Here is a 20,435-nt window from a genome sequence, read left to right on the forward strand (position 1 = left end):
CACATAACCTGTCACAAGGTTGCAGGTTGACCAGAAAAATTAATCAGTTATAATCCCAGCACCATGAATACTTGTGTCTTGCTGGTTGCAGGTTGACCAGAAAAATTAATCAGTTATAATTCGATGATTTCGCATGCGTCGTAAATATCAGTTGCAGGTTGACCAGAAAAATTAATCAGTTATAATACGTCCGGCGTAAACCGTTACAATACAAAGAAATGGTTTGTGCCGGACGTGTTATTTTTAAACGAAAATCAGAATAAAAGAAACTGTTCCGGCTGCTTTTTTTGCCGTTTTTCGCCCGCATTATAACTGATGATATTGCCATACTGTCTGTCCGTTATCGTGATAATATCAACTTTTCCTTTTGTCGGCAAGTTGTCGTGTATCATTTTGTAATATTTTTCGCAAGCATCTTTTCCCGAAAATAATTTTGTATAAATCGAATATTGAACCATTGAAAAACCGTTATCCAGCAAAAATTTTCTGAATTCCGTAGCATCTTTTCGTTCTTTTTTTTCAATGACCGGCAGGTCAAATAATACCATCATCCACATAAGTTCATACTTATTCAAAATCAAATCGCGCATTTTCATCTCCGTCCCATAGGGGCAGTTCGATATCCGGTTTTTTATTTTCCAGCGCACGTGCATAGGCATTTGCCATATATTGCATACTTTGAAAAGCCGGTGAATTCCCTTCAGTTGTATGGAGTTTTATCCACAGTACGTCGGAGAGCCGCTTTTTTATTTCCGGTGTAAGTATTTCATTTCCTTCTTTTTGTAATTTGGCGACGGTAAAATCGACGAGCGGGCGATATATTTCAAAGAGATCATCGACGAGGCAAAATTGATTTAAATTATTATCGTGGTGAATGCCGAGCGACGGAAAAAGACCTGCGGAACATACCGCACGCGCCATGGCCGCCCGCATTACGGCATATCCGTAATTGAGCAGGGAATTGATGCCTTCCTCATTTCTATCGCGAAGAAAGTCTTTGCCGAATAAAGCTTTCCAATACAGTTTTGCGGCATAAGCTTCACGGTTATCAGGATCGCCCGATTTTACGAGCGACGATATTTTATCGACAAGCTTTGCATTTTCTTCTTTTCCGTCCAAATGCAATACTTGTGCCTGATTTTTTATTTTACGAATGACAATTTGCTGCCAGATTCGTTTTTTGAGCGGAGCCGAAGCTTCTATTTGATTTTTTATAATTTTTGCAAACAGATAATGCGAAGCAATGGGCAAAACCATACTTTGCGGTGCATAGTTTTTACCGCAGAGTATGGTAATGCAGCCGTGCTCCGTCAACGCATTTAATATATTTTTTGACAAGACAACGCTCTGTGCCGAAAGCAACAATACGCCGATATCGTCAAGCGGCACTTCGCCGAGCGTTTCATCTTCATGCTTGATGACTATAAAACCTCGGCTGAGAGCAAGATAACGGTTTTCTTCATAGATTTCCAAAACTCTGTGTATCACGCCGTATGTATTATCGGCATATACACGGGAAATTATTATTTTCGGAAAACACGTCCGATCGGATTAACCGTTACGCTGCGCGCTTTGTGCTTTCCGAACAGCACATTTACCGAAATACGCTTTTCTTCTTTTTGCGGTTTCCAGCAGGGCTCAAGCATATTTTCATTTGTCGCGATAATCCAATCTTTACAGTCAGAAACCGCATATATCGGGCGGATGTCGATCTTGTTATTTTGCGATGCCGGAAGCCCTGCTATTCTGCAAAGATGTGTTGCCCCGCTTTCAGTGAACTCGAGGTAGTCGTCTTTATAGAGCATGCAGATATACTGTGCCGCATCATGCGGTTTTTCCAATTTTTTAGGTTTATTGTTGACGTCAAATTCATCACGTCGGAGAAATGTCGCTTTGTATTCGGGTTCGGTATCTTTCTTTTTAGACGGTATTTGCCAAACGACGGCCGCTAAATAATCTTCCGGACACAGGTAACGGGGGACGGCGGAACTCGTAATCGTAATCGGTGTTTGTCCCCAGTTTATACAGCGCACCTTTTCGATGCGGTATTTTTTGCCGGGTTTACCTGCCGCGCTCGGTTTTCCGATCCATTCCGTTTCGCTGAATTTTTGCAGCTGTTCCGCAAAAGACAAATCGGCATGTTCTTTAATAAATGTTTTCAGTTTTTCTTTTATTTTTTCATCGACGATACTGTTTATGTTTTTCTCCGTAAGCGACACTATCGGCGTACGCGAAACATAGTATGTTTTAAAGACGTCCAATTTCGGAAACTCGGTTTTTAATGCGGCTTTTGCTTTTGTTATATCGCCAAGTTCGCGGCGTTTTGTTTCAAACCGAGTACGGATTGCATCGTCCTTTATCGAGGCAATATCATCCGTTTGTATGGAATCGATATCGACTTTTTCAATCTTTTTTATTTTGCCGAGAAGCGTTTCTTTTGAAAGCTTTCCCTGCCGACCGTGATCGGGTTTGAAACTGACCGTGATATGCTTTACTTTTTCGATCAATTCGCTGCGGAGTACGGGCATTTGCGGCGCTTCGATTCTGTTTTTTAGCCGAATTTTGTTTAGCTGTGAAATCTCCTGCACCATTGCGCGGTCGATCAATGCGATGACGGAAGCGTCAAGGGCATGATGACGATGGTCGTAGCGGTTCTTTTTGTATTGTCCGATTTGATCGTTTTTTAATTCGAAATGCGCTATTTCAGGATCGTCGATTTTCCGTTTTAAAATCGAATCTATATTCCACTTGTCGCGCAGCAGTTTTGTCATGCCTCCGTTGATCGACCACACATCTTTGCAGATGCATCGCAGATACCGCAGCGCGGAACGTGAGAGGTAGGCATTGTCGGTAAGCTGACGCTGTATAAAAGAGTTGTCTTTTTCAAATTTTTCCATCGCGTTTTCTGCGAACAGCGCTCTCTTTGCAGGATTTTTTAACGAATTTGCTCTTGCGCAAATCTCATGCCAATTATACCCGTTCGGACTCGAACCGAAGGCTTCAAACGGCGAGCGGTCGCCTTTATCCCTATTGCAGTCCGTATGCGCGACCGTTTTATTCGTTTCGCCGTCAAAGAGCGTGCGTCCGAACGGAAGGATATGTTCTATTTCAATATTTTCTGTAAAAATTTCAGATCCGCTGATGGGCTTTCCGCAATACAAACACTTTCTGCTGAAAGAATTGCTGCCGCTGCCTAATTCTTCCCATAAGCGGTATTTTAATCGGTCGTTTCTGTTAGGGTATGGAATCTTTGTGATATCTGTAATATTTTTATTGTCCCGCTCATTGCGCTTTTGATTTGCAGTGATCGTTTTTTGAATTCGCGCTTTTGCTTCTCTGCTCGCTTTCAAATCGCGTGAAAGCTCTACGACGATTTGCTGCGGCTTGCCGTACGCTTTTATCAGCGTGTTGACGACGATACGGGTTTGATTCAGCGCCACGTGTACGGTTGGATTGCTTATTTTCCCGTATTTCAATTCAAGTTCCGATTCATCCGCCTCCGGATGCGCCCCCATCGTGGAACCGGTTAAAATTGCACCGTAGTAGGGAAGCGTATCTTCTTCACGAACCGATTGATCGGCGTATGTATAACCGAGCATCTGAACGGCGACGGTCAGCGGTATTTTGTTTTGTTCCATTTTTTCTACAAGCATCTCCGTCACTTCTTTGCACAGCATCGCCGTTCCCGACGGCAGGACGGTAGCGGCAATATTTTTCTTCTGCTCGTCCGTTAAATTATACTGCGCAAGCATGGAGATGATTTCCGCATCTTCGTCTGCCGTAATCAGTTTTTCAACAATCGCGTCTTGCTCTGCCAAAGAAAGAGAATCCCACAATTCGCCGAATCTTTTTTTGTTGCGCAATTTAACGGCGGCTGCATTTCCTTGTAAATATTCCCGTCCGCCTCTTTCCAAATTAAACGTACAGGATTCATCGATCCCCAGCTCTTTTTTCATTGCCTTAAATGAAAGCTTTTCTCTTTTGTCGAGCAGCGAAATCAAGCTGTCCGTTTGAGCTTCTTCGAGCGGAATCGTTTTCCCGTATTCGTCGATGTAATCCATGTTGTATACTTCTTGTAGAATGCGGATCTTTTGCGAGCAGGGCATCGCTTTAAAGGTGCGCTCTTTGTCGGGCATATACCGGCACTTGCCGCGTTCCTGCGCACGGAGCGGCCGCTGGTAAAACAATTTTTCATGAAGCGCATCCCAATTTACGCCGCTGTAATAGGGTTCCTGCGCTTTGCGGATTGCATCGAATTCTTCGACATACATTCGGCGAGTCGGATAATAATTCGAACGGCCGGGCACAAAGCGCATGCCGATATTGCGTGCATCGTTTTCTGTTTGCTGCGTTTCCGTATTTTTATGTTTCCACAAAAATTCACCAAGTGTTCTGCAGCCCGAATCTTTTATCGCTTTTGCAAGGTGTTCGCATTTTTCATTTTGTGATTTTGCATCGTTTTGACTGTCTTTTTCTTTTTCCTGTACCGCTTCTTTTCTATTGCTTTTAAATCCGCGGCGGACGGATAAATTAAATAAAGCGCGGCCGAGTTCATACGGTTCGAGTTTTGTATCCAGCGCTTTTACGCGGAGTTCATACGGATTTAAGGATTTAAGCGCTGCCGCTTCAGAGGCATCGTTCGGCATCAAGCCTTGTTCCTGCAGCAGGCGAAACATCTGCCTTCTGCGCAGCTTTCTTCGATGCAAAATCCGCCGCAATCCGCGTGCAGTTCTGCGTTCCACGGCAAGCGGTTCCTTTGTCTTCGGATCACGCCCGTCGGAAAATATTCGAACGCCCATATCGATAAGCGTTTCAGGTTTATTGTTGACGTCCAATGAATATATACACCAGCCGATTGAATTGGTACCCAGATCGAGTCCCAAGCGGTACTTTTGATTTTTATCATTCATAATGATAATTATAGCACAAAAATATAAACTGTGTAAAAAAAATATGGCCGAAAAAAATATTTGACAATAAAATAATTTTGTTATACACTACGGTTACTGATTAATTTTTTTGATCAACCTGCTAACAAGGAGTCTTTGACTCCGCAAAATGTTTTTACATTTTACTAAAATGTAAAAATCATCACGTGAAAAAAGGAAGCTTCGGCTTCCTTTTTGTTTTTTAGAAACATGCACGTCGCCATGCGTACATTGCCGTGCATACAATACCGCCGTGTGCGAAAACCCTCCTTTCCCTCTCCTTGACAGCATCTTGCGGAATTCGGTAAAATGAGAATCGTTCTCATTTTGAGAATTGCGCGTATGAATACGAAAAGTCAGTACAAAACAAAACAACACGAAGAATTGCTCGCATTTTTGGAATCGATGAAAGGTACGCACATTACGGTGCATGCGGTCTGTTCATATTTTAAATCGCACGGCAAAGCGATCGGTACGGCGACGGTATACCGCCGGCTCGAACACATGGTCGAAGAGGGCATCGTCAACAAATACATCATCGATGCCAACAGCCCCGCCTGTTTCGAATATACAGGCGGCAAAAAACGGCACGACGCGGAACCGTTTTTTCACTGCAAATGCAAAGACTGCGGCAAGCTGATCCACGTGCGCTGTTCGAAATTTTCGACGATGCAAAGCCATCTGCTGGCATCTCACGGATTTAAAATCGATTCGTACCGGACGGTGCTCTACGGAACCTGCGGCGAATGTTCGGGGCGAAAGCACGCACGGTGTTCGGCGGGAAAACGAAACGTATGCAGAGATTGAGTTACGTTTATGCGCGAAAAGCGGCGCAAACGAAGCGAGCGCTATGTGCTTATGCCGTATTATTTTTGATAACGATCGTTTCCGTCGGGTACATCGTTCACGAAAGCGTTCACGTTTGCAGCGGAGAGGATTGTCCCGTATGCGCGTGTATCCGTTCGGTAAAAAACAATTTATTGCAGCTGAAAATTTATTTGGCCGAAACTGCGTATGTCGCTGCTCCCTCGTATGAGCGGGTGGAAGCGGTAATATATTTTTGTGTCTCGGCATTTTGTTTGACGCTCGTCTCGCAAAAGATTAAATTAAATAATTGACAAGGACTTTTAATCGATATGCCGCCCTTGCTTGTCGACTGTGCGGTTTTGTAAAAAACAAAAATAAATTGAAAGAGGTTATAAAATTATTATGAAAAAAAATATTATTAAGATTGCGTCTGCATTGATTTTTGCAGCGCTCGTTGCAGGGGGCGCTGTTGCCGCACCTGCTAAAAAAAATGCGTCGGACGGTACGGTAAAAATCGTTACCGATATTTTCCCCGTGTACGATTGGGTTCGCGAAATAACGAAAAACAGCGCGGCGAAAATCGATCTTACGCTGCTGCTCGACAACGGTGTCGATCTGCACAGCTATCAGCCGGCGGTTGCCGATGTCGCAAAAATTGCCGAATGCGATCTCTTCGTTTATGTCGGCGGCGAATCCGAAGGGTGGATGGACGATGCGTGCAAAGAGATCAAAAATAAAAACAGCGTCGTGCTGAAACTCCTCGATTCGCTCGGAGATGCGGCAAAGGAAGAAGAAGTCGTCGAAGGCATGGAAGCCGATCACGATCACGAAAGCGCGGATGAGCATGATCACGGGCATGAACACGAAAGCGCCGGCGAACACCATCATGAACACGGTGAAGATGAAGAGGGGCCGGAATACGACGAGCACATTTGGCTGTCCGTGAAAAATGCAAAAATTTTGTGCAATACGATTGCCGAAAAAATTGCGGAAATCGATCCGAAAAATGCGCAAACCTATCGTGCAAACGCCGCCGCTTACAATGCAAAACTTTCGATACTCGATGCGCAATATCAAAAGATCGTCGATGCGGCGTCGAAAAAAACGGTTCTCTTCGGCGACCGCTTTCCGTTCCGCTATCTCGTAGACGATTACGGTCTTTCGTATTATGCGGCCTTTGTCGGCTGCTCTGCGGAAACGGAAGCGAGTTTTAAAACGATTTTATTTCTTGCAAAAAAAGTCGATGAGTTGGGCATTCCCGCCGTGCTGACGATCGAAAAGTCGGACGGAAAAATTGCCAAGACGATTATTAAAAATACGAAAGCGAAAAATCAAAAGATTTTGACACTCGATTCGATGCAGTCGACGACGTCGAATGATGTGAAAAAAGGTATCACCTATTTGTCGATTATGACGAAAAACGCCGACGTGTTGAAATCGGCGCTGCAGTAAAGCGCTTCAGGCGGAATGCTCTGCGGGTGCGTTCCGTCTGCGGGGCGTTTTGCATTTGCAAACGCGCGTTTTTGGAGGCTGTATGGCATTGCTCGCTTGTCAAAACGTATCGTTGAAATACGACGCAAACGTGATCGTGCGCGATATCACTTTTTCCGTAAACTCAGGCGATTACCTCTGCGTTGTCGGGGAAAACGGTTCGGGCAAAACGACATTGATAAAAACGCTGCTCGGACTTCACGCCCCTTCAAGCGGTACGATTGTGACGGGCGACGGTTTGAAGCGGAATGAAATAGGCTATCTGCCGCAGCAGACGCTCGTACAGCGGGACTTCCCCGCGTCCGTGTACGAGATCGTTCTTTCCGGCTGTCAGGGAAGGTGCGGTATGCGCCCGTTTTACAACAAAGCGGAAAAGCGTCTTGCCGCCGAAAGTATGGAACGGATGGGCATCGCGCGTTTTGCAGGCCGCTCGTACCGCGATCTTTCCGGCGGGCAGCAGCAGCGCGTGTTGCTTGCGCGGGCATTTTGTTCCACGCAAAAACTTTTGCTTTTGGACGAACCGGTATCGGGACTCGATCCGAATGCGGCGGAAGATATGTATCGATTGATACAGGAATTGCACGACGACGGCGTTACGATCATTATGATTTCGCACGATATCCCTTCTGCCTTGCGTTATGCGACGCATATCCTGCACATAGGGGGGGAGCGAGCGACGTTTCAAACGAAGGAAGCGTTCGTGCAAAACGGAGCGGGCGGTTTGCCGCCGGAATCGAGGAGCGAAATGCGATGAACGGCATGATAGAAGAAATTTCATTTTATGTAGGCTATCCTTTTGTGCGCTATGCGTTTATCGTCGGTATTTTGATCGCGCTGTGTTCGTCGCTGCTCGGCGTAACCCTCGTGCTCAAGCGCTTTTCGTTTATCGGCGACGGGCTTTCCCACGTCGCATTCGGTGCTATGGCCGTTGCAACCGTTTTGCGTTTTTCAAATAATATGCTCCTTATGCTGCCGGTAACCGTTCTCTGCGCGATCCTTTTGCTGCGCACCGGACAAAATACGAAAATCAAAGGAGATGCCGCGATTGCGATGATTTCCGTCGGCGCGCTTGCGATCGGCTATCTCTTGATGAATATATTTTCGACGTCGGCAAATTTGACCGGCGACGTATGCAGCACGCTCTTCGGTTCGACATCGATTTTAACGCTGACAAAATCGGAAGTGATCGTATGCGTCGTGTTGTCGATCATTGTCGTTGCGCTGTTCATGCTGTTTTATCAAAAGATTTTTGCCGTTACCTTCGACGAAAGTTTTGCGCGCGCAGTCGGCACTCGGGCGGGCGTATACAATTTGCTCATCGCAGTCGTTACCGCGATCGTTATCGTGCTCGCGATGAATCTCGTCGGTTCTTTGCTCATCTCCGCGCTCATCATCTTTCCCGCTCTGTCGGCTATGCGGGTTTTTAAAAGCTTTAAAGCCGTTACGATCTGTTCGGTGCTGCTGTCGGTCGGCTGTGCATTCTTCGGACTTGCTATTTCGATCGTCGCTGGAACTCCCGTCGGCTCGACAATCGTCGCCATTCACATTATAGTATTCATTGTTTTTTCCTGTATCGAAAATCTGAAGCGGAGATGTGCGTAATGAAAAAATTAATAAACAGACTCGCCGCGGTACGCCGGTATATTGAACCCTCCATACGAATAAAATTATGCGTTTTGCTTGCCGTCGGGATGCTCTCAGGCTGTGCAAAAGCTTTGCCGGCTCAGATTAAAAATGCGCTCTTTTCTCAAAAACGAAACACGGGAGTCGTCGATTTGACGCGGATGAGCGCGACGATGGTGTATGCCGAAGTGTTCAATATGATGGTCGAGCCGGAAAATTACGTCGGCAAAACCGTAAAAATGAACGGTATGTTTTACGTCTATCCCGATGAAAAAAAAGGTACGTATACCTTTGCGTGTATCATTATGGATGCGACCGCGTGCTGCGCACAGGGAATCGAATTCCGATTGCGCGGAGAACATGCGTATCCCGCCGATTATCCCGAACCGAATACGAACATTACCGTGCAGGGGACATTTTACACCTATGAAGAAGACGGATTTACGCACACGCTTTTGATCGACGCCGATATGACCGTGCGGAAATAGGCCGAGTGCCACAAACGAAGCCGCTGCAAAATACAGCTATTTTTATCGCATATATTTTCCGTCAGCGCGGTCGTAGTTGCAATCGGCGGAAAATATGCTATACTCGTTGTCATGGTAGATATAGACGAACAAAAAAAAATCGCAGTGCTCATAGACGCGGAAAATATTCCGCACAATAAATTGCCGGCTATCCTCGAAGAGATGGCGGTGCACGGGCATGTCATCACCAAGCGCGCGTACGGCGACTTTTCGAGCGACAAGCTGCGCGCGTGGAAAACCGTTTTAAATGAAAACGCCGTTTTGCCGATACAGCAGTTCAGCTATACGCAGGGAAAAAATTCAAGCGATTCGGCGATGATCATCGACGCGATGGATTTGCTTTATACCGAAAAATACGATACTTTCGTGCTCGTTTCCTCCGACAGCGATTTTACGAAACTCGCATCGCGTCTCCGCGAATCGCAGGAGTACGTGTTCGGCGTCGGCGAAAAGAAAACGCCGGTGTCTTTCGTAAACGCGTGCGACGAATTTATCTACATAGAAAATCTGCACGGCGTCGAAGATTCGTCGCTGCCGGAAAAAATCGATGCCGCACACAAGCGGCGTGCAAAAGTAAAGCGAGCGGCTCCCGCAGGGGGTACGGCCGCAGCCGGTGCTACGGTCGGCGTCAACGCGGACGGTGACACGATGACCGACAAGCAGTTCCGTCAGATTTACAAGCTGCTTACAAACGCGTACGAAAAGTACGCCGACGATACCGGCTGGGCGCCCGTCGCTGCGGCGGGTTCGCTGTTTAAGCGGCAAAATCCCGGTTTCGACACGCGCGATTTCGGATTTAAAAAGCTGTCGGATTTGATCGCTTACCTCGACGACGATTTTGAAATGAAAGGCTCCGGTATGGGCGGCCGCGGCGGCAATAAAGTGTATCGCCCTGTCGAAAAAGAATAATTAATAAGTCGAGCGGCGAGCTTGGAAAATAAATAACATTACAGTTTTTCGATTTCCGCTTCCGAAAGACCGGTCATAAGGAGAATCTCAGATAGCGGGTACTTGCGTTCAGCCATCAGCTTTGCCGTCTCTCGTGCTTTTTGATGAGCTCCCGCGGCGATGCCGTCGCGTCGACCTCTGCGTATTCCCGCAGCAACGCCCCGCTCAAAGCCGATCTTTTCACCTGCCATGCGCAAGTCATCTTCTCTGATATTCAACGACATATACCAGCTCCTGAACTTTTCGTTCCGTTTCGCTTTTTCGACAAGCGCATCGATCCGCTGTGTAAAACCGCTCGTCGCCCGCCTCTCGCAAAGATACTCCAACAATGCACTCAATTCAGGTTCGTCTTCTTTACCGTAGGCACCCACATTATAAAACACCTTAACGCTTTTGTCATCAAGAAAAAGCGTACCGTCGGCGGTACAGATATTGCAAAACTCGTATACGGGTAAACCTCTACCGAAGGGATCCTGCGTACAGATAAAGATGACGTAGCTCTCTTTTAATTCCGCATAATTCTGGCCCCGCAAGAGGTTATCGACATCCATAAGGCTTTGATAATAGCGTGTGCGTTTGGAAAGAAAAGGTGGAATCGACGTTTGTATTTCGATATCGAAGACACGCTCCGAGTCGGAAACGTAAACGTCGAGGCGTATACCTTTGCTTTCGTAAAACGGAGTGATCGTTTTTTGCAGGGAGGGATATTCGATTTTACCGACTTTGATATGCAGGAGCCGTTCGATGACGCCCTTACAAATCGCTTTGTTTTTCATGACCGTGCCGAACATAAAGTCGTCGGTAAAGGTGAGTTCTTCGACGGGTTTATGGGTATATTCCATAGCTGCACCTTCGGTTATTGAGATAATGCGGCAAGGAAGCCGCTGACCTATATATCGCCCGTAAATTAACAAATTACGCGGTTTTTAAAGAAATGTATAAGAAATAGGCTCGTTTTTTTCGAAATTTTCCTGTCGTTTCGTATATCAACAGAATGATAAACCTTGAAAATGGGAGTGCCGTATCGATTGACGATGTTTTCAGATGCTTTGCTTCGCTTTCGCTTTTTCGAGCGCTTTTTCGTATTTTCTTTCGTCCGCTTTTTCTGCAGGGCGGTACAAAATCGCTTTGTTACCGATGACGCGCACGAGGACGGCGGAGCAGGCTTCCGACAATGAAGCGGCGAGATCCTTTTTTTCATCTTTGAATTCGTTGAAGCTGATTTTAACAAGTTCGTGAGCTGCGAGCGCGGAGTCGGTCATCTTTTCGACCGCTTCGGTAACGCCGTTTTGTCCGACGATGACGACGCTTTGCAGGGGCTGTGCATATTTTTCAAGAATTTTTCTCTGCTTGCTTGAAAGTTCAATCATGTTTGAAATACTAGCGGTATTCGCCCGATTGCGCAACTGCATAAACGTGATGTATAAACGCGATGCGGCTCTTATTAATTTTCAGCGAAAATCACCAACTCCGGCGCAGCCTCGCAGCGAAGCTTCAAGCGGCGTCGGGGTATTAAACCCTCCGCACGAATAACAATTTTTTATTTCAGAATAACGATTTGTTTTTGCAATCCGCTTGTAACCTTGTTATAGTTTAATTTATAATAAAGCTGTAGAGGATGGCGGTATGACTTTGAAAAAAACGGCAGCAGTGATTTTCTGTGCATCTCTTCTTGCCGGTGCTGTATCTGCCGAAGAGCTGACGGTGGACAGCGCGGTGCAATACGCGATTGAAAACAATATCTCCGTGAAAAAAGATAAAATCACGCTCGACGCACTCAAACGCGCAAAAAATCATTCGTGGAACGGCGTGAGTCCGAGCGCGTCCGTCAGCGCCAATATGCTTTTTCCCGCTGCGGGTGATGCGCGTCAATACGATTACAGCCTATCGATTCAAGGCTCTCTCAACTTTGCGCTTTCCCCGTCCCTCTATTCGTCCGTAAAAACCGCCGCTCTCAATTACGAAAACGGACTGCTTACCTACGACGAAGCTCTGCGCTCGATCGAACTCAAAGTTCGCAGCGCGTTTTATCATCTCCTGTACGAGCTTGAATATATCGAACTGCAGAGGCGCAATCTCGAAACCGCCGGCCAGCAGTACGAGCAAAATACGAAAAAATACAAAAGCGGTCAGCTTTCGGAACTCGATATGCTGACGAGCCAAGTAAAATACGAACGGTTGAAGCCGATGCTCGAATCCGCCGAGATAACCTTTGCCAATGATTCGGCATCATTCAAACAGATGCTCGGTCTTGATCAGTCGGCCGAACTCGCGCTTTCCGGTTCTCTCGCCGCCGCTTGTTCTTTCGGCGATATAAGTGTCGAAGTCGATGCGGAAGATACGCCTGTGATCCGCGCCGGAAAAAACAGCGTAAAGATTGCGCAAGCGGCATTGCTCGCGCGGAGATTTGCCGCGTGGGGGCCGACGCTGAGCGCGGGATGGACGTACGGCAAATCGAAGACGAATATCGCGGATGATTTTTCGACGACGAATGCGTTTTCGGTCGGCGTTTCGATTCCGCTCGACGGATACCTTCCGTGGTCGAAGGGTGCCGATTCCGTTGCTTCGGCAGCGGACAGCCTGAAGACGGCGGAGCTTACACTCGAAAACAGCCGTACGACGCTTGCGGTGCAAATCGATAACTACGTCAAGCAGATACGGCAGATACAATCGCAGATCGCATCGCTTCAGGCAAATGTCGGCTTGGCGCAAAAGTCGTACAATATGACGAAAGACGCATACACTCACGGTTCGCGAGATTTGCTTACGCTGCAGACTGCGGCAGATTCGCTTTTGAACGCGCGTACGGATCTTGCACTGCAGGAGTATACGCTTATCACAAAGATGCTTGATCTGGAATACACGCTCGGCGTTCCGTTCGGCTCTTTAGGTCGATGAGGAGAATGATATTATGAAAAAATCGACGGTGATCGTAATCGTTGTGCTTGCTGCGGCTTTGGGTGTCGGCGGCTATGCTTTCTATAGTATGCGGCATACGGCGGCGATGCGCGGCAGGGCGCCGTCTCAAACGGTTTTGACGGTGCGTACGCAGGTTGCGGAAGTCGTAACGCTGCACGACTATATCAATACGAACGGCGACATAGAAGCGGTAAACTCGGTTACCGTGTATCCCGATATCGGCGGAAAAATCGTGAGTACGAACGTAACGCTCGGCTCTCCTGTCAGGAGAGGAGACGTGATCGCCCGGGTAGATCCGTCCGAGCCGGGCAGCAGTTATACGCTGAGTCCCGTGCTCGCTCCGATCAACGGCAGCATTATTAAAACGCCGCTCAAAGTCGGAACGAAGGTTACCACGTCGAGCGCAGTTACGACGATCGGCGATATTGCGAGTTTGCAGATCACCGCGAAGATTCCGGAGCGCTACGTCGCTTCTCTGCGCACGGGATTGAAAGCGGAGATATCGCTTGAAGCCTATCCCGACGCCGTGTTCGCCGCAACCGTGACACACGTGTCGCCGGTGCTCGATGTCAATGCGCGCACGAAAGAGATCGTTTTGACATTCGACGAAAACGATACGCGAATCAACGCCGGCATGTTCGGCAAAGTGAAATTGTATACGCTCGACTACGGAGGAGCCGTCGCCCTGCCGTCGGACGCGGTCGTTACGAAGGGCGACAAGCCGTATCTCTACGTCGTCAAAAGCGACGATACCGTCGAACAGCGGGAAATAACGCTCGGACAATCGGTTGACGGCGTCGTGCAGGTTTTGTCGGGCATAGAAGAAGGAGAACGCGTCGTCGTCGAAGGCGGGCAAGTGCTTTCGAACGGTGTGAAAGTGCGCGACATATCGAGCGCGGTTCGAGGTAAAGAATGAGTTTATCGCGGAAAACGCTCGAACATCCCGTTCTCGTACTCATCGTATTTGTGCTGCTCGGCATCATCGGCATATCGAGTTTTAATAATATTGCAATCAGCCTCTTTCCCGATATCGACAGTCCCTATGTCATGGTGTTGACGACTTATTCGAACGCCGGCCCGGAGTCGGTGGAAAAATCGGTGACGAAAGTGCTTGAAAGCAGTCTCATCAGCGTCAACGGACTCAAAGAGCTCACGTCATCGTCATCGGAAGGTTCGAGCATGGTGTTTCTCGAATTCGATTACGGAACCGATTTGGAATCGGCTGTCAACGACGTGCGCGATAAACTCGACCGTGTCAAACGTTCATTGCCCGACGGTGCATCGACTCCGAGTATTTTTAAAATGGATGCGTCCGCCATGCCGATTATGCGTATCGCGATGCGGGGAAACCGTTCGACGGACGATCTTCGGCAGATAGCCGAAGACGACGTTATCGATATCCTCGAACAGACGGACGGCGTCGCCGAAGCGAGCGTTTCCGGCGGACGCGCGAAAATCGTCCGTGTCGAAATCTCGGAAAACAGGCTTGCCGCTTATGGTCTCAACATATCTGCCGTATCGTCCGCGCTCGCAAAGCAAAACTTCGAACTCGGCGGCGGAAAGATTACCGAAGGAAAAATGAATTACGTCGTGCGTACGACAGGCGAATATTCGTCCGTTGCTGAAATAGACGATACCGTTATCACAACGGTGAACGGATACGACGTAAAGCTCAGCGATATCGGAAACGCGTTTATGGGCTACGAAGACGCATCTTCGACGGTCTACATAAACGGGGAGCCGGGCGTTTACGTTTCGGTTACAAAGCAGTCGGGTACGAATTCGGTAACCGTTGCAAACGCGACGTATAAAAAAATCGAGCAAGTGCAGGCGCTCCTTCCGTCCGATATTACGCTTGAAATCATCTCGGACGATACGACTGCGATCCGCGATACGATCAGTACGCTCGTGACTTCCGCGTGGCAAGGCTTGCTGCTCGCGGTTATCATTCTGTTCTTTTTTTTGCAGAATTTTAAAAGCACGCTTATTATATCCATATCGATTCCGCTTTCCCTTGTCATTACGATCATGTGTATGTCCTTTGCGGGGATCACGATCAACATCATGACGTTGACCGGTCTCATCCTCGGCGTCGGTATGATCGTCGATGCGTCCATCGTTATGATAGAAAACATCTATGCGTACCGATCGCGCGGTGCGAAGCCGAAAATCTCCGCCGCACTCGGTTCGCAGGAAATGCTCATGTCCGTCGTTTCCGGAAACCTCACGACGATCTGCGTATTCGTTCCGTTTTTGTTTTTTCTCAAAGACCTTGAAATGATGGGGCAGATGTTCAAGGGGATAATATTTACCGTTGTCATCGCGCTCGTGTCGAGCTTGTTCGTCGCGATCTTTCTCGTGCCCGTACTGGCCGGCAAATTTTTACCGCTTTCAAACAGAACGGAAAAACCGGTACAAAACCGAGTTTTAAAAGCGATGTACGCTTCGTTTCAAAATATCATAGACGCTCTCACGAAATTGTACCGCAGGGGATTGAAGAGCGCCCTCGATCACCGGGCGGTGACGATCGTCGTAAGCGTGAGCGTTCTCTTTATGGCGCTCGCCCTCTTCCCGACGCTCAAAATCAATATTATGGGGCGCGGCGGCGGAGACGACAGCGTGACGCTCAACGTGACGATGCCGACGGGAACCTCGCTTGCGGAAACGACGAGAGTCGTGCAAGCGTTTGAGACGATCACCAAGAATGAAATACAGGGCTATACGACGCTGATCATGAGCGTCGGAACGGGCGGCAGGCGCTCGAGCGCGTCGACGTATACGGGTTCGCTTTCGATACGCCTTCCCGAAACGAGCAAACGGATCGACACATCCGAAACGATTCAGCGGAAACTTCGCGCGCACTTCGACGAGTTCGCGGACGCGCAGCTTTCGTTCGGTGCCGGCTGGCGCGGTCAGATTTCGGGAAGCGATATCGTCATAAAGGTTCGTTCGGACGACCTTGAAACGGCGCTTTCGGTTTCCGACAAAATAAAAGACGTGATGGAAAAAATCGATGCCGTAGGGGAAGTGACGATCGACACGAAAAAAGGTTTGCCGCAAGTCGAAGTCGTCATCGATCGACAGCGGGCATACGCGTTCGGCGTCGACGTTACGACGGTTGCGCGTGAAATCAATTACGCGATGAACGGCGTTACATCGACGGTATACCGTTCGAACGGCAAAGAATATGATGTCGTCGTTATGTACCGGCCGGAAGACCGCGACAAAGTATCCGACCTCGAATCGATTTACGTGAGAGGCACGAACGGTATGGTGAGCGTTGTGAATTTCGCTTCGCTTAAAAAAGGGCTCGGGCCGGTCGGCATCAATCGGGAAAATCAAAGCCGCGTCATAGAAGTGTCGGCCGATATCATATCCGATGAAAATGCGAACGTCGTCGAAGATGAAATCAAGTCTCGTATCGCCGATACCTTTGTCATTCCCGAAAACGTTACCGTGAGCTACGAAGGTTCGTGGAGCGACGTACAAAAACAGGGACGCGTTTACGGTTTGATCGCGCTTATGGCGCTGCTCCTCGTGTTCGGCGTTATGGCCGCGACTTACGAATCGTTTAAAGCGCCGCTCATCAATATGATGACGATTCCGTTTTTAATAATCGGAGTCGTTTTTATCTACAAGCTTACCGGACAGACGCTGTTGATGACGTCGATGGTCGGTATCATCATGCTTGTCGGTATCGTCGTCAATAACGGTATCATCCTCGTCGACTATACGAACCTCCTCATTGACCGCGGTATGAAGATGAAAGAAGCGTGTCTGGAAGCGGGTGCGAGCAGGCTTCGTCCCGTGCTCATGACGACGTTTACGACGATCCTCGGTACGCTTCCGATGTGTTTCCAATTCGAAGGAACCGCTCAAATGGTACAGCCGATCGGTCTTTCGATCGTCGGCGGTTTGACGTCGAGCACTTTCGTCACGCTCTTTATCATTCCGGTACTTTATTCGCTTGTCATGAAAGAAAAAAAATCGATCGATACCGGTGCCGCACAGGCTGTCGCGGACTTCGTTCAAAGCGGAGAAGCTGTCGATATCGAAACCGATAATGTGCAAGCCGGCATCGTCGCAAATCAATCCGTCGAAGACGATATCGTCGAAACGCTTGAACAGCTTATACCGGATATCCGCTATACGATCATTCCGACGGTGAACGGTAGAGGCGGCGACAACTATAAGCTCGGAACTACGACGTGGCCCGAACAGAATTTTATGATGATTGCATATATGAAACGAAAAGATGTCGCGACGATTTCGGCGGCTGTTCGAATGCTGAAGAAAAAATTTCCGAAAGAGGGGATAAAGCTCTTTCTTATGTGATTGTCCGCACGGACAGCGTATCAAAAGCGTCAGCGCACTTTAAAGAATATGCCGATCAGCGCTACCGTTATGAGCAGCTGCATGATGACGAATTTGATAAGCACCTGCGTCGGCGACCATCCGCGTTTTTTGCGCATTTCATCGTGCAGCGGAAAACGGATGTCGTTGAATATGCGTATGTGAAAAAATCGGAGCAGCGCTACTTTCAATAATCCCATGCCGCCGTTTACGGACATGATCGTCGATGTCGCCAAAATCAAAAACGGATTGCCGCCGACCATAACGCATACGCCGATAAAAAAACCGAGCGCGCGGCTGCCGGCGTCTCCCATGAGCACTTTGCTCGGATACGCGTTGTGCCATAAGTAACCCATGAGGGAACCCGCGAGCGCAAAATTTATAACCGCCCAGTTTGCACCTTTCGGCAAATGCGGTACGAGCAGGTATTCGGCTATATCGACGTGTCCGAGCACAAAGTAAAAAATCGTTCCCATCGTGATGAGTGCGATGAGTACGAGCGTACCCGAAAGTCCGTCTACGCCGTCGGTACAGTTCGTCGTATTGATCGATGCCCACAGCATAACCGTACACACGATGATATATACGGCGACGTTTACCGCAACCGGATGCGTGACGAAGGGCAGCCAAAAATAGACGCACCCGTCGGACGATACGCTTTTGAGACAATAAAAAAGCAAGAGCGCTTCGGCGAGGCTTACGATAAAGTCGAGCAGCGCTTTTCGGTATTCGCCCCAGCTTGCAAGGCTCTTATCGTCAAGAAATCCCGTGAGCATCATAATCCACGTCAGCATAAGCGTGCCGCCCTGCAGAATCGTAAGCGGCGTACACAAAAACGCGATGACGATGAATACCGAAATAAAGACGATGCCCGCGCCCGTCGGCTTTCCTTTCGAAACTTCCGCGCTGAGCGTAAACTCTCTGCCTCTGTCGTGCGGCAAACGCGCGTAAAAACGCGGCAAAAGGCGCATCGAAGCGATAAAGCCCGTATAGAGCGCGAGCGTTATGAGTACCGTGTACGATTGGAGGAGCCGCGCCGGCCCGAAAAATTGCTGCAGGTATGCACCCAAATAGTATATCATCATAACCTCGATTTAATTAATAAATTCTATTTCGAATATTATTAAAACGATTCATCGTCAGCGATCGATTTCAGCACCCGTAAAAACCATCGCGATATCGTGTTCGTCGCAAAAGGCAATCGATTCGGCGTCGGTGTCGGTTCCTCCGGGCTGTACTAGGAGGCGTATGCCGCTTTTTACGAAACGGTCAAAACCGCCGTCAAAAGGCAGCGCGCTGCCGCTTACCAAAATTTCGGCAGACCGGGCGCCGTTTATTAATTCTGCCCGCATATTGTTCGCTGCCCGATTGATTGCGGCAAAACACGCGTCCGCCGGTGCGAGCGCCGCGCAGCACATGCCGATCGTCGTCATGTTTCCGATGACGGCCGCCGCATCGTGTTTTGCGCCGAGCATGACGAGCTGCCCGAACGCCGCTTCGTCGGCTTGAAGCTGTGTCGGGCGCGCCTTTGTGACGACATTCCACGAATCGAAGAGCGTAAGCTTGTCTTCTTCGACGATGAGGCCGCCGTTGAGCGAACGGATAGTGTACGATATCGTTGCAGGAGTCGACATCGTAATCAGGCGGATATCTTTCCGCTCGGCAAGCAGCGCCTTTGCTCCCGCCGTAAAGTCCGGAGCGACAACCGCCGCCAAATTCGATTTTAATAATTCATGTGCGGCGTGTTCGTCGACGACCGCGCTGAATCCTGCGACGGCGCTGTCGAAAAACGCTTTTCTGCAGCCGGACATCTTTTGAAACGATTCGGCCGAGTTCGAGCCGAGGGCGGCGCTGATCGGAATGCCGTGCTTTGACGAACAGGTGAATACCGATTCTGCGGCGGGCGTAAAGCGCATTTCCGTTTCGTTTCCATTGTCGCCGCGTTCGATCACCGTCGGAGGCTTTTTTAACAATGCGGAAAAATTGCTGAGGCTTTCCCACACCGCATCGATGTTGACGTAGAGGCTGTACAAAAGTTCTCCGCCCTGGTTTTTCCGCAAGCTGTCGAGCGCACCGCCGTGCAAAAGCGTATAGAGGCATGCCGAACGGTGCGACTGCTCTTTGTTTATGAGCTCTTCGGATTTTTTATACGGCAGCATAAAATAGCGCGGATACGACTTGTCGCCCGTTTGCCGCAAAATCGCGTTTCCCGCCGCGGCGGTGCAGGCCGAAACCATATTGAACGCTTTTGCCGCGAGGTAGAGGCGGAACGCTTCGGAAACGCTTTGCGTCTCTATTTTGACGATCGCTTCTTCATAATCGGCAGAATCGGTGAGTACGAGTACGTTTTTATAATTTTTGCACGCCGCCTGAACGAACGACAAAGCGCGCATATCGATTTTGTCCGCAACGGAATCGGACGCTTTATAATTTTTGTGCGCGTGCGATGCGGGTTCCAAATTGATGCAAACGAGGCGGATCGTGTCCGTTTCGTCGGAATAACCGTATTCGTTTTGCCGGCCGCTTGCGACAAGCGATTGCAGCGTCGCCCCATAGTCGCCGAAAGTGCGGGGCGAATCGTCGAAAACGGATACCGCCGTATAGGCGATACCGGCGTCCGTGAGCAGCTTTCCGGTTTGTCCCGCCGACAGAATTTCCCAGTCCCGTTTTACAAGGCATCGAGCAAGGGTCATGAGATTGTCGGTATCGTCGGTATACAAAAGCGCCCGATTTTTCATATTCGAAATAATAACATAAAAAGTACCGGTACACAACAACGGTGTCAACAATTGCCTTGTTCAGCGCCGCCAAATCATATATACTGAACACTCGATTTTAC

Annotated in this window: 16 protein-coding genes and 1 CRISPR repeat array (1 of these 17 running past the window's edge); of the genes, 9 read left to right on the top strand and 7 right to left on the bottom strand. The window is 48.7% G+C overall.

Annotated features, from left to right (window positions below; genetic code table 11):
* Window positions 1-186: a CRISPR direct-repeat array (repeat unit 36 nt; unit sequence GTTGCAGGTTGACCAGAAAAATTAATCAGTTATAAT); it begins 2,024 nt to the left of the window's first position.
* A 68-nt stretch (window positions 187-254) separates the two neighbouring features.
* The 3 genes from cas2 to cas9 are packed head-to-tail and all read right to left on the bottom strand — an operon-like array spanning window position 255 to window position 4,910.
* A complete protein-coding gene (gene cas2 / locus IZU26_RS06785) occupies window positions 255-590 on the bottom strand; it encodes a CRISPR-associated endonuclease Cas2 (RefSeq protein WP_021329717.1) in 336 nt (111 codons plus the stop codon).
* Window positions 568-1,488 (bottom strand): type II CRISPR-associated endonuclease Cas1, encoded by a 921-nt coding sequence (gene cas1, locus IZU26_RS06790; protein ID WP_315329153.1) that lies wholly within the window; start codon window positions 1,486-1,488, stop codon window positions 568-570. Before cas1 ends, cas2 begins: the two co-directional genes overlap by 23 nt.
* Window positions 1,489-1,523: 35 nt before the next feature.
* Window positions 1,524-4,910, bottom strand: a complete 3,387-nt coding sequence (gene cas9 / locus IZU26_RS06795; RefSeq protein WP_433277776.1) for a type II CRISPR RNA-guided endonuclease Cas9 — start codon at window positions 4,908-4,910, stop codon at window positions 1,524-1,526.
* Window positions 4,911-5,270: 360 nt separating this feature from the next.
* On the opposite strand from cas9, the gene IZU26_RS06800 reads away from it, so the two are divergent.
* The 6 genes from IZU26_RS06800 (at window position 5,271) to IZU26_RS06825 (ending at window position 10,285) form a co-directional block, all read left to right on the top strand.
* On the top strand, window positions 5,271-5,735 hold the full coding sequence (locus IZU26_RS06800) for a Fur family transcriptional regulator (RefSeq protein ID WP_433277779.1): 465 nt from the start codon (window positions 5,271-5,273) through the stop codon (window positions 5,733-5,735).
* A gap of 402 nt (window positions 5,736-6,137) precedes the next feature.
* The gene (locus IZU26_RS06805) at window positions 6,138-7,187 is read left to right on the top strand and encodes a metal ABC transporter substrate-binding protein (RefSeq protein WP_433277781.1); all 1,050 of its coding nucleotides are present in this window, start codon (window positions 6,138-6,140) and stop codon (window positions 7,185-7,187) included.
* 82 nt (window positions 7,188-7,269) lie between these two features.
* Window positions 7,270-7,980: a metal ABC transporter ATP-binding protein gene (locus IZU26_RS06810; protein WP_433277783.1), complete on the top strand. Its 711-nt coding sequence runs from the start codon at window positions 7,270-7,272 to the stop codon at window positions 7,978-7,980.
* Window positions 7,977-8,828, top strand: a complete 852-nt coding sequence (locus IZU26_RS06815) for a metal ABC transporter permease (RefSeq protein WP_310822428.1) — start codon at window positions 7,977-7,979, stop codon at window positions 8,826-8,828. The genes IZU26_RS06810 and IZU26_RS06815 overlap by 4 nt, the downstream gene beginning before the upstream one ends.
* A complete protein-coding gene (locus IZU26_RS06820) occupies window positions 8,828-9,337 on the top strand; it encodes a hypothetical protein (protein WP_433277786.1) in 510 nt (169 codons plus the stop codon). The genes IZU26_RS06815 and IZU26_RS06820 overlap by 1 nt, the downstream gene beginning before the upstream one ends.
* A 111-nt stretch (window positions 9,338-9,448) precedes the next feature.
* On the top strand, window positions 9,449-10,285 hold the full coding sequence (locus IZU26_RS06825) for an NYN domain-containing protein (protein WP_310822425.1): 837 nt from the start codon (window positions 9,449-9,451) through the stop codon (window positions 10,283-10,285).
* 38 nt (window positions 10,286-10,323) lie between these two features.
* Here the strand turns inward: IZU26_RS06825 and IZU26_RS06830 are convergent, their stop codons facing one another.
* Together IZU26_RS06830 and IZU26_RS06835 are read right to left on the bottom strand one after the other, a co-directional pair.
* Window positions 10,324-11,166, bottom strand: coding sequence for an Rpn family recombination-promoting nuclease/putative transposase (locus IZU26_RS06830; protein ID WP_433277788.1), 843 nt, complete (start codon window positions 11,164-11,166; stop codon window positions 10,324-10,326).
* Between the two features lie 198 nt (window positions 11,167-11,364).
* Window positions 11,365-11,694 (bottom strand): YhbY family RNA-binding protein, encoded by a 330-nt coding sequence (locus IZU26_RS06835; protein WP_433277790.1) that lies wholly within the window; start codon window positions 11,692-11,694, stop codon window positions 11,365-11,367.
* Between the two features lie 256 nt (window positions 11,695-11,950).
* On the opposite strand from IZU26_RS06835, the gene IZU26_RS06840 reads away from it, so the two are divergent.
* Genes IZU26_RS06840 through IZU26_RS06850 form a run of 3 tightly spaced genes read left to right on the top strand, consistent with a single transcriptional unit; the run spans window position 11,951 to window position 17,578 of the window.
* Window positions 11,951-13,222, top strand: a complete 1,272-nt coding sequence (locus IZU26_RS06840; protein WP_021330378.1) for a TolC family protein — start codon at window positions 11,951-11,953, stop codon at window positions 13,220-13,222.
* Between the two features lie 13 nt (window positions 13,223-13,235).
* The gene (locus IZU26_RS06845; RefSeq protein WP_433277793.1) at window positions 13,236-14,159 is read left to right on the top strand and encodes an efflux RND transporter periplasmic adaptor subunit; all 924 of its coding nucleotides are present in this window, start codon (window positions 13,236-13,238) and stop codon (window positions 14,157-14,159) included.
* Window positions 14,156-17,578: a PG0541 family transporter-associated protein gene (locus IZU26_RS06850; protein ID WP_433277795.1), complete on the top strand. Its 3,423-nt coding sequence runs from the start codon at window positions 14,156-14,158 to the stop codon at window positions 17,576-17,578. The genes IZU26_RS06845 and IZU26_RS06850 overlap by 4 nt, the downstream gene beginning before the upstream one ends.
* A gap of 29 nt (window positions 17,579-17,607) precedes the next feature.
* Here IZU26_RS06850 and IZU26_RS06855 read toward each other — a convergent pair whose 3' ends face one another.
* The gene (locus tag IZU26_RS06855) at window positions 17,608-18,678 is read right to left on the bottom strand and encodes a glycosyltransferase group 4 family (RefSeq protein ID WP_021330379.1); all 1,071 of its coding nucleotides are present in this window, start codon (window positions 18,676-18,678) and stop codon (window positions 17,608-17,610) included.
* A 57-nt stretch (window positions 18,679-18,735) separates the two neighbouring features.
* Window positions 18,736-20,334, bottom strand: a complete 1,599-nt coding sequence (locus IZU26_RS06860; RefSeq protein ID WP_310822418.1) for a hypothetical protein — start codon at window positions 20,332-20,334, stop codon at window positions 18,736-18,738.
* Window positions 20,335-20,435 lie beyond the last annotated feature (101 nt).

Source organism: Treponema sp. SP13, assembly GCF_050938355.1.
Lineage (GTDB): Bacteria > Spirochaetota > Spirochaetia > Treponematales > Treponemataceae > Treponema_D > Treponema_D socranskii.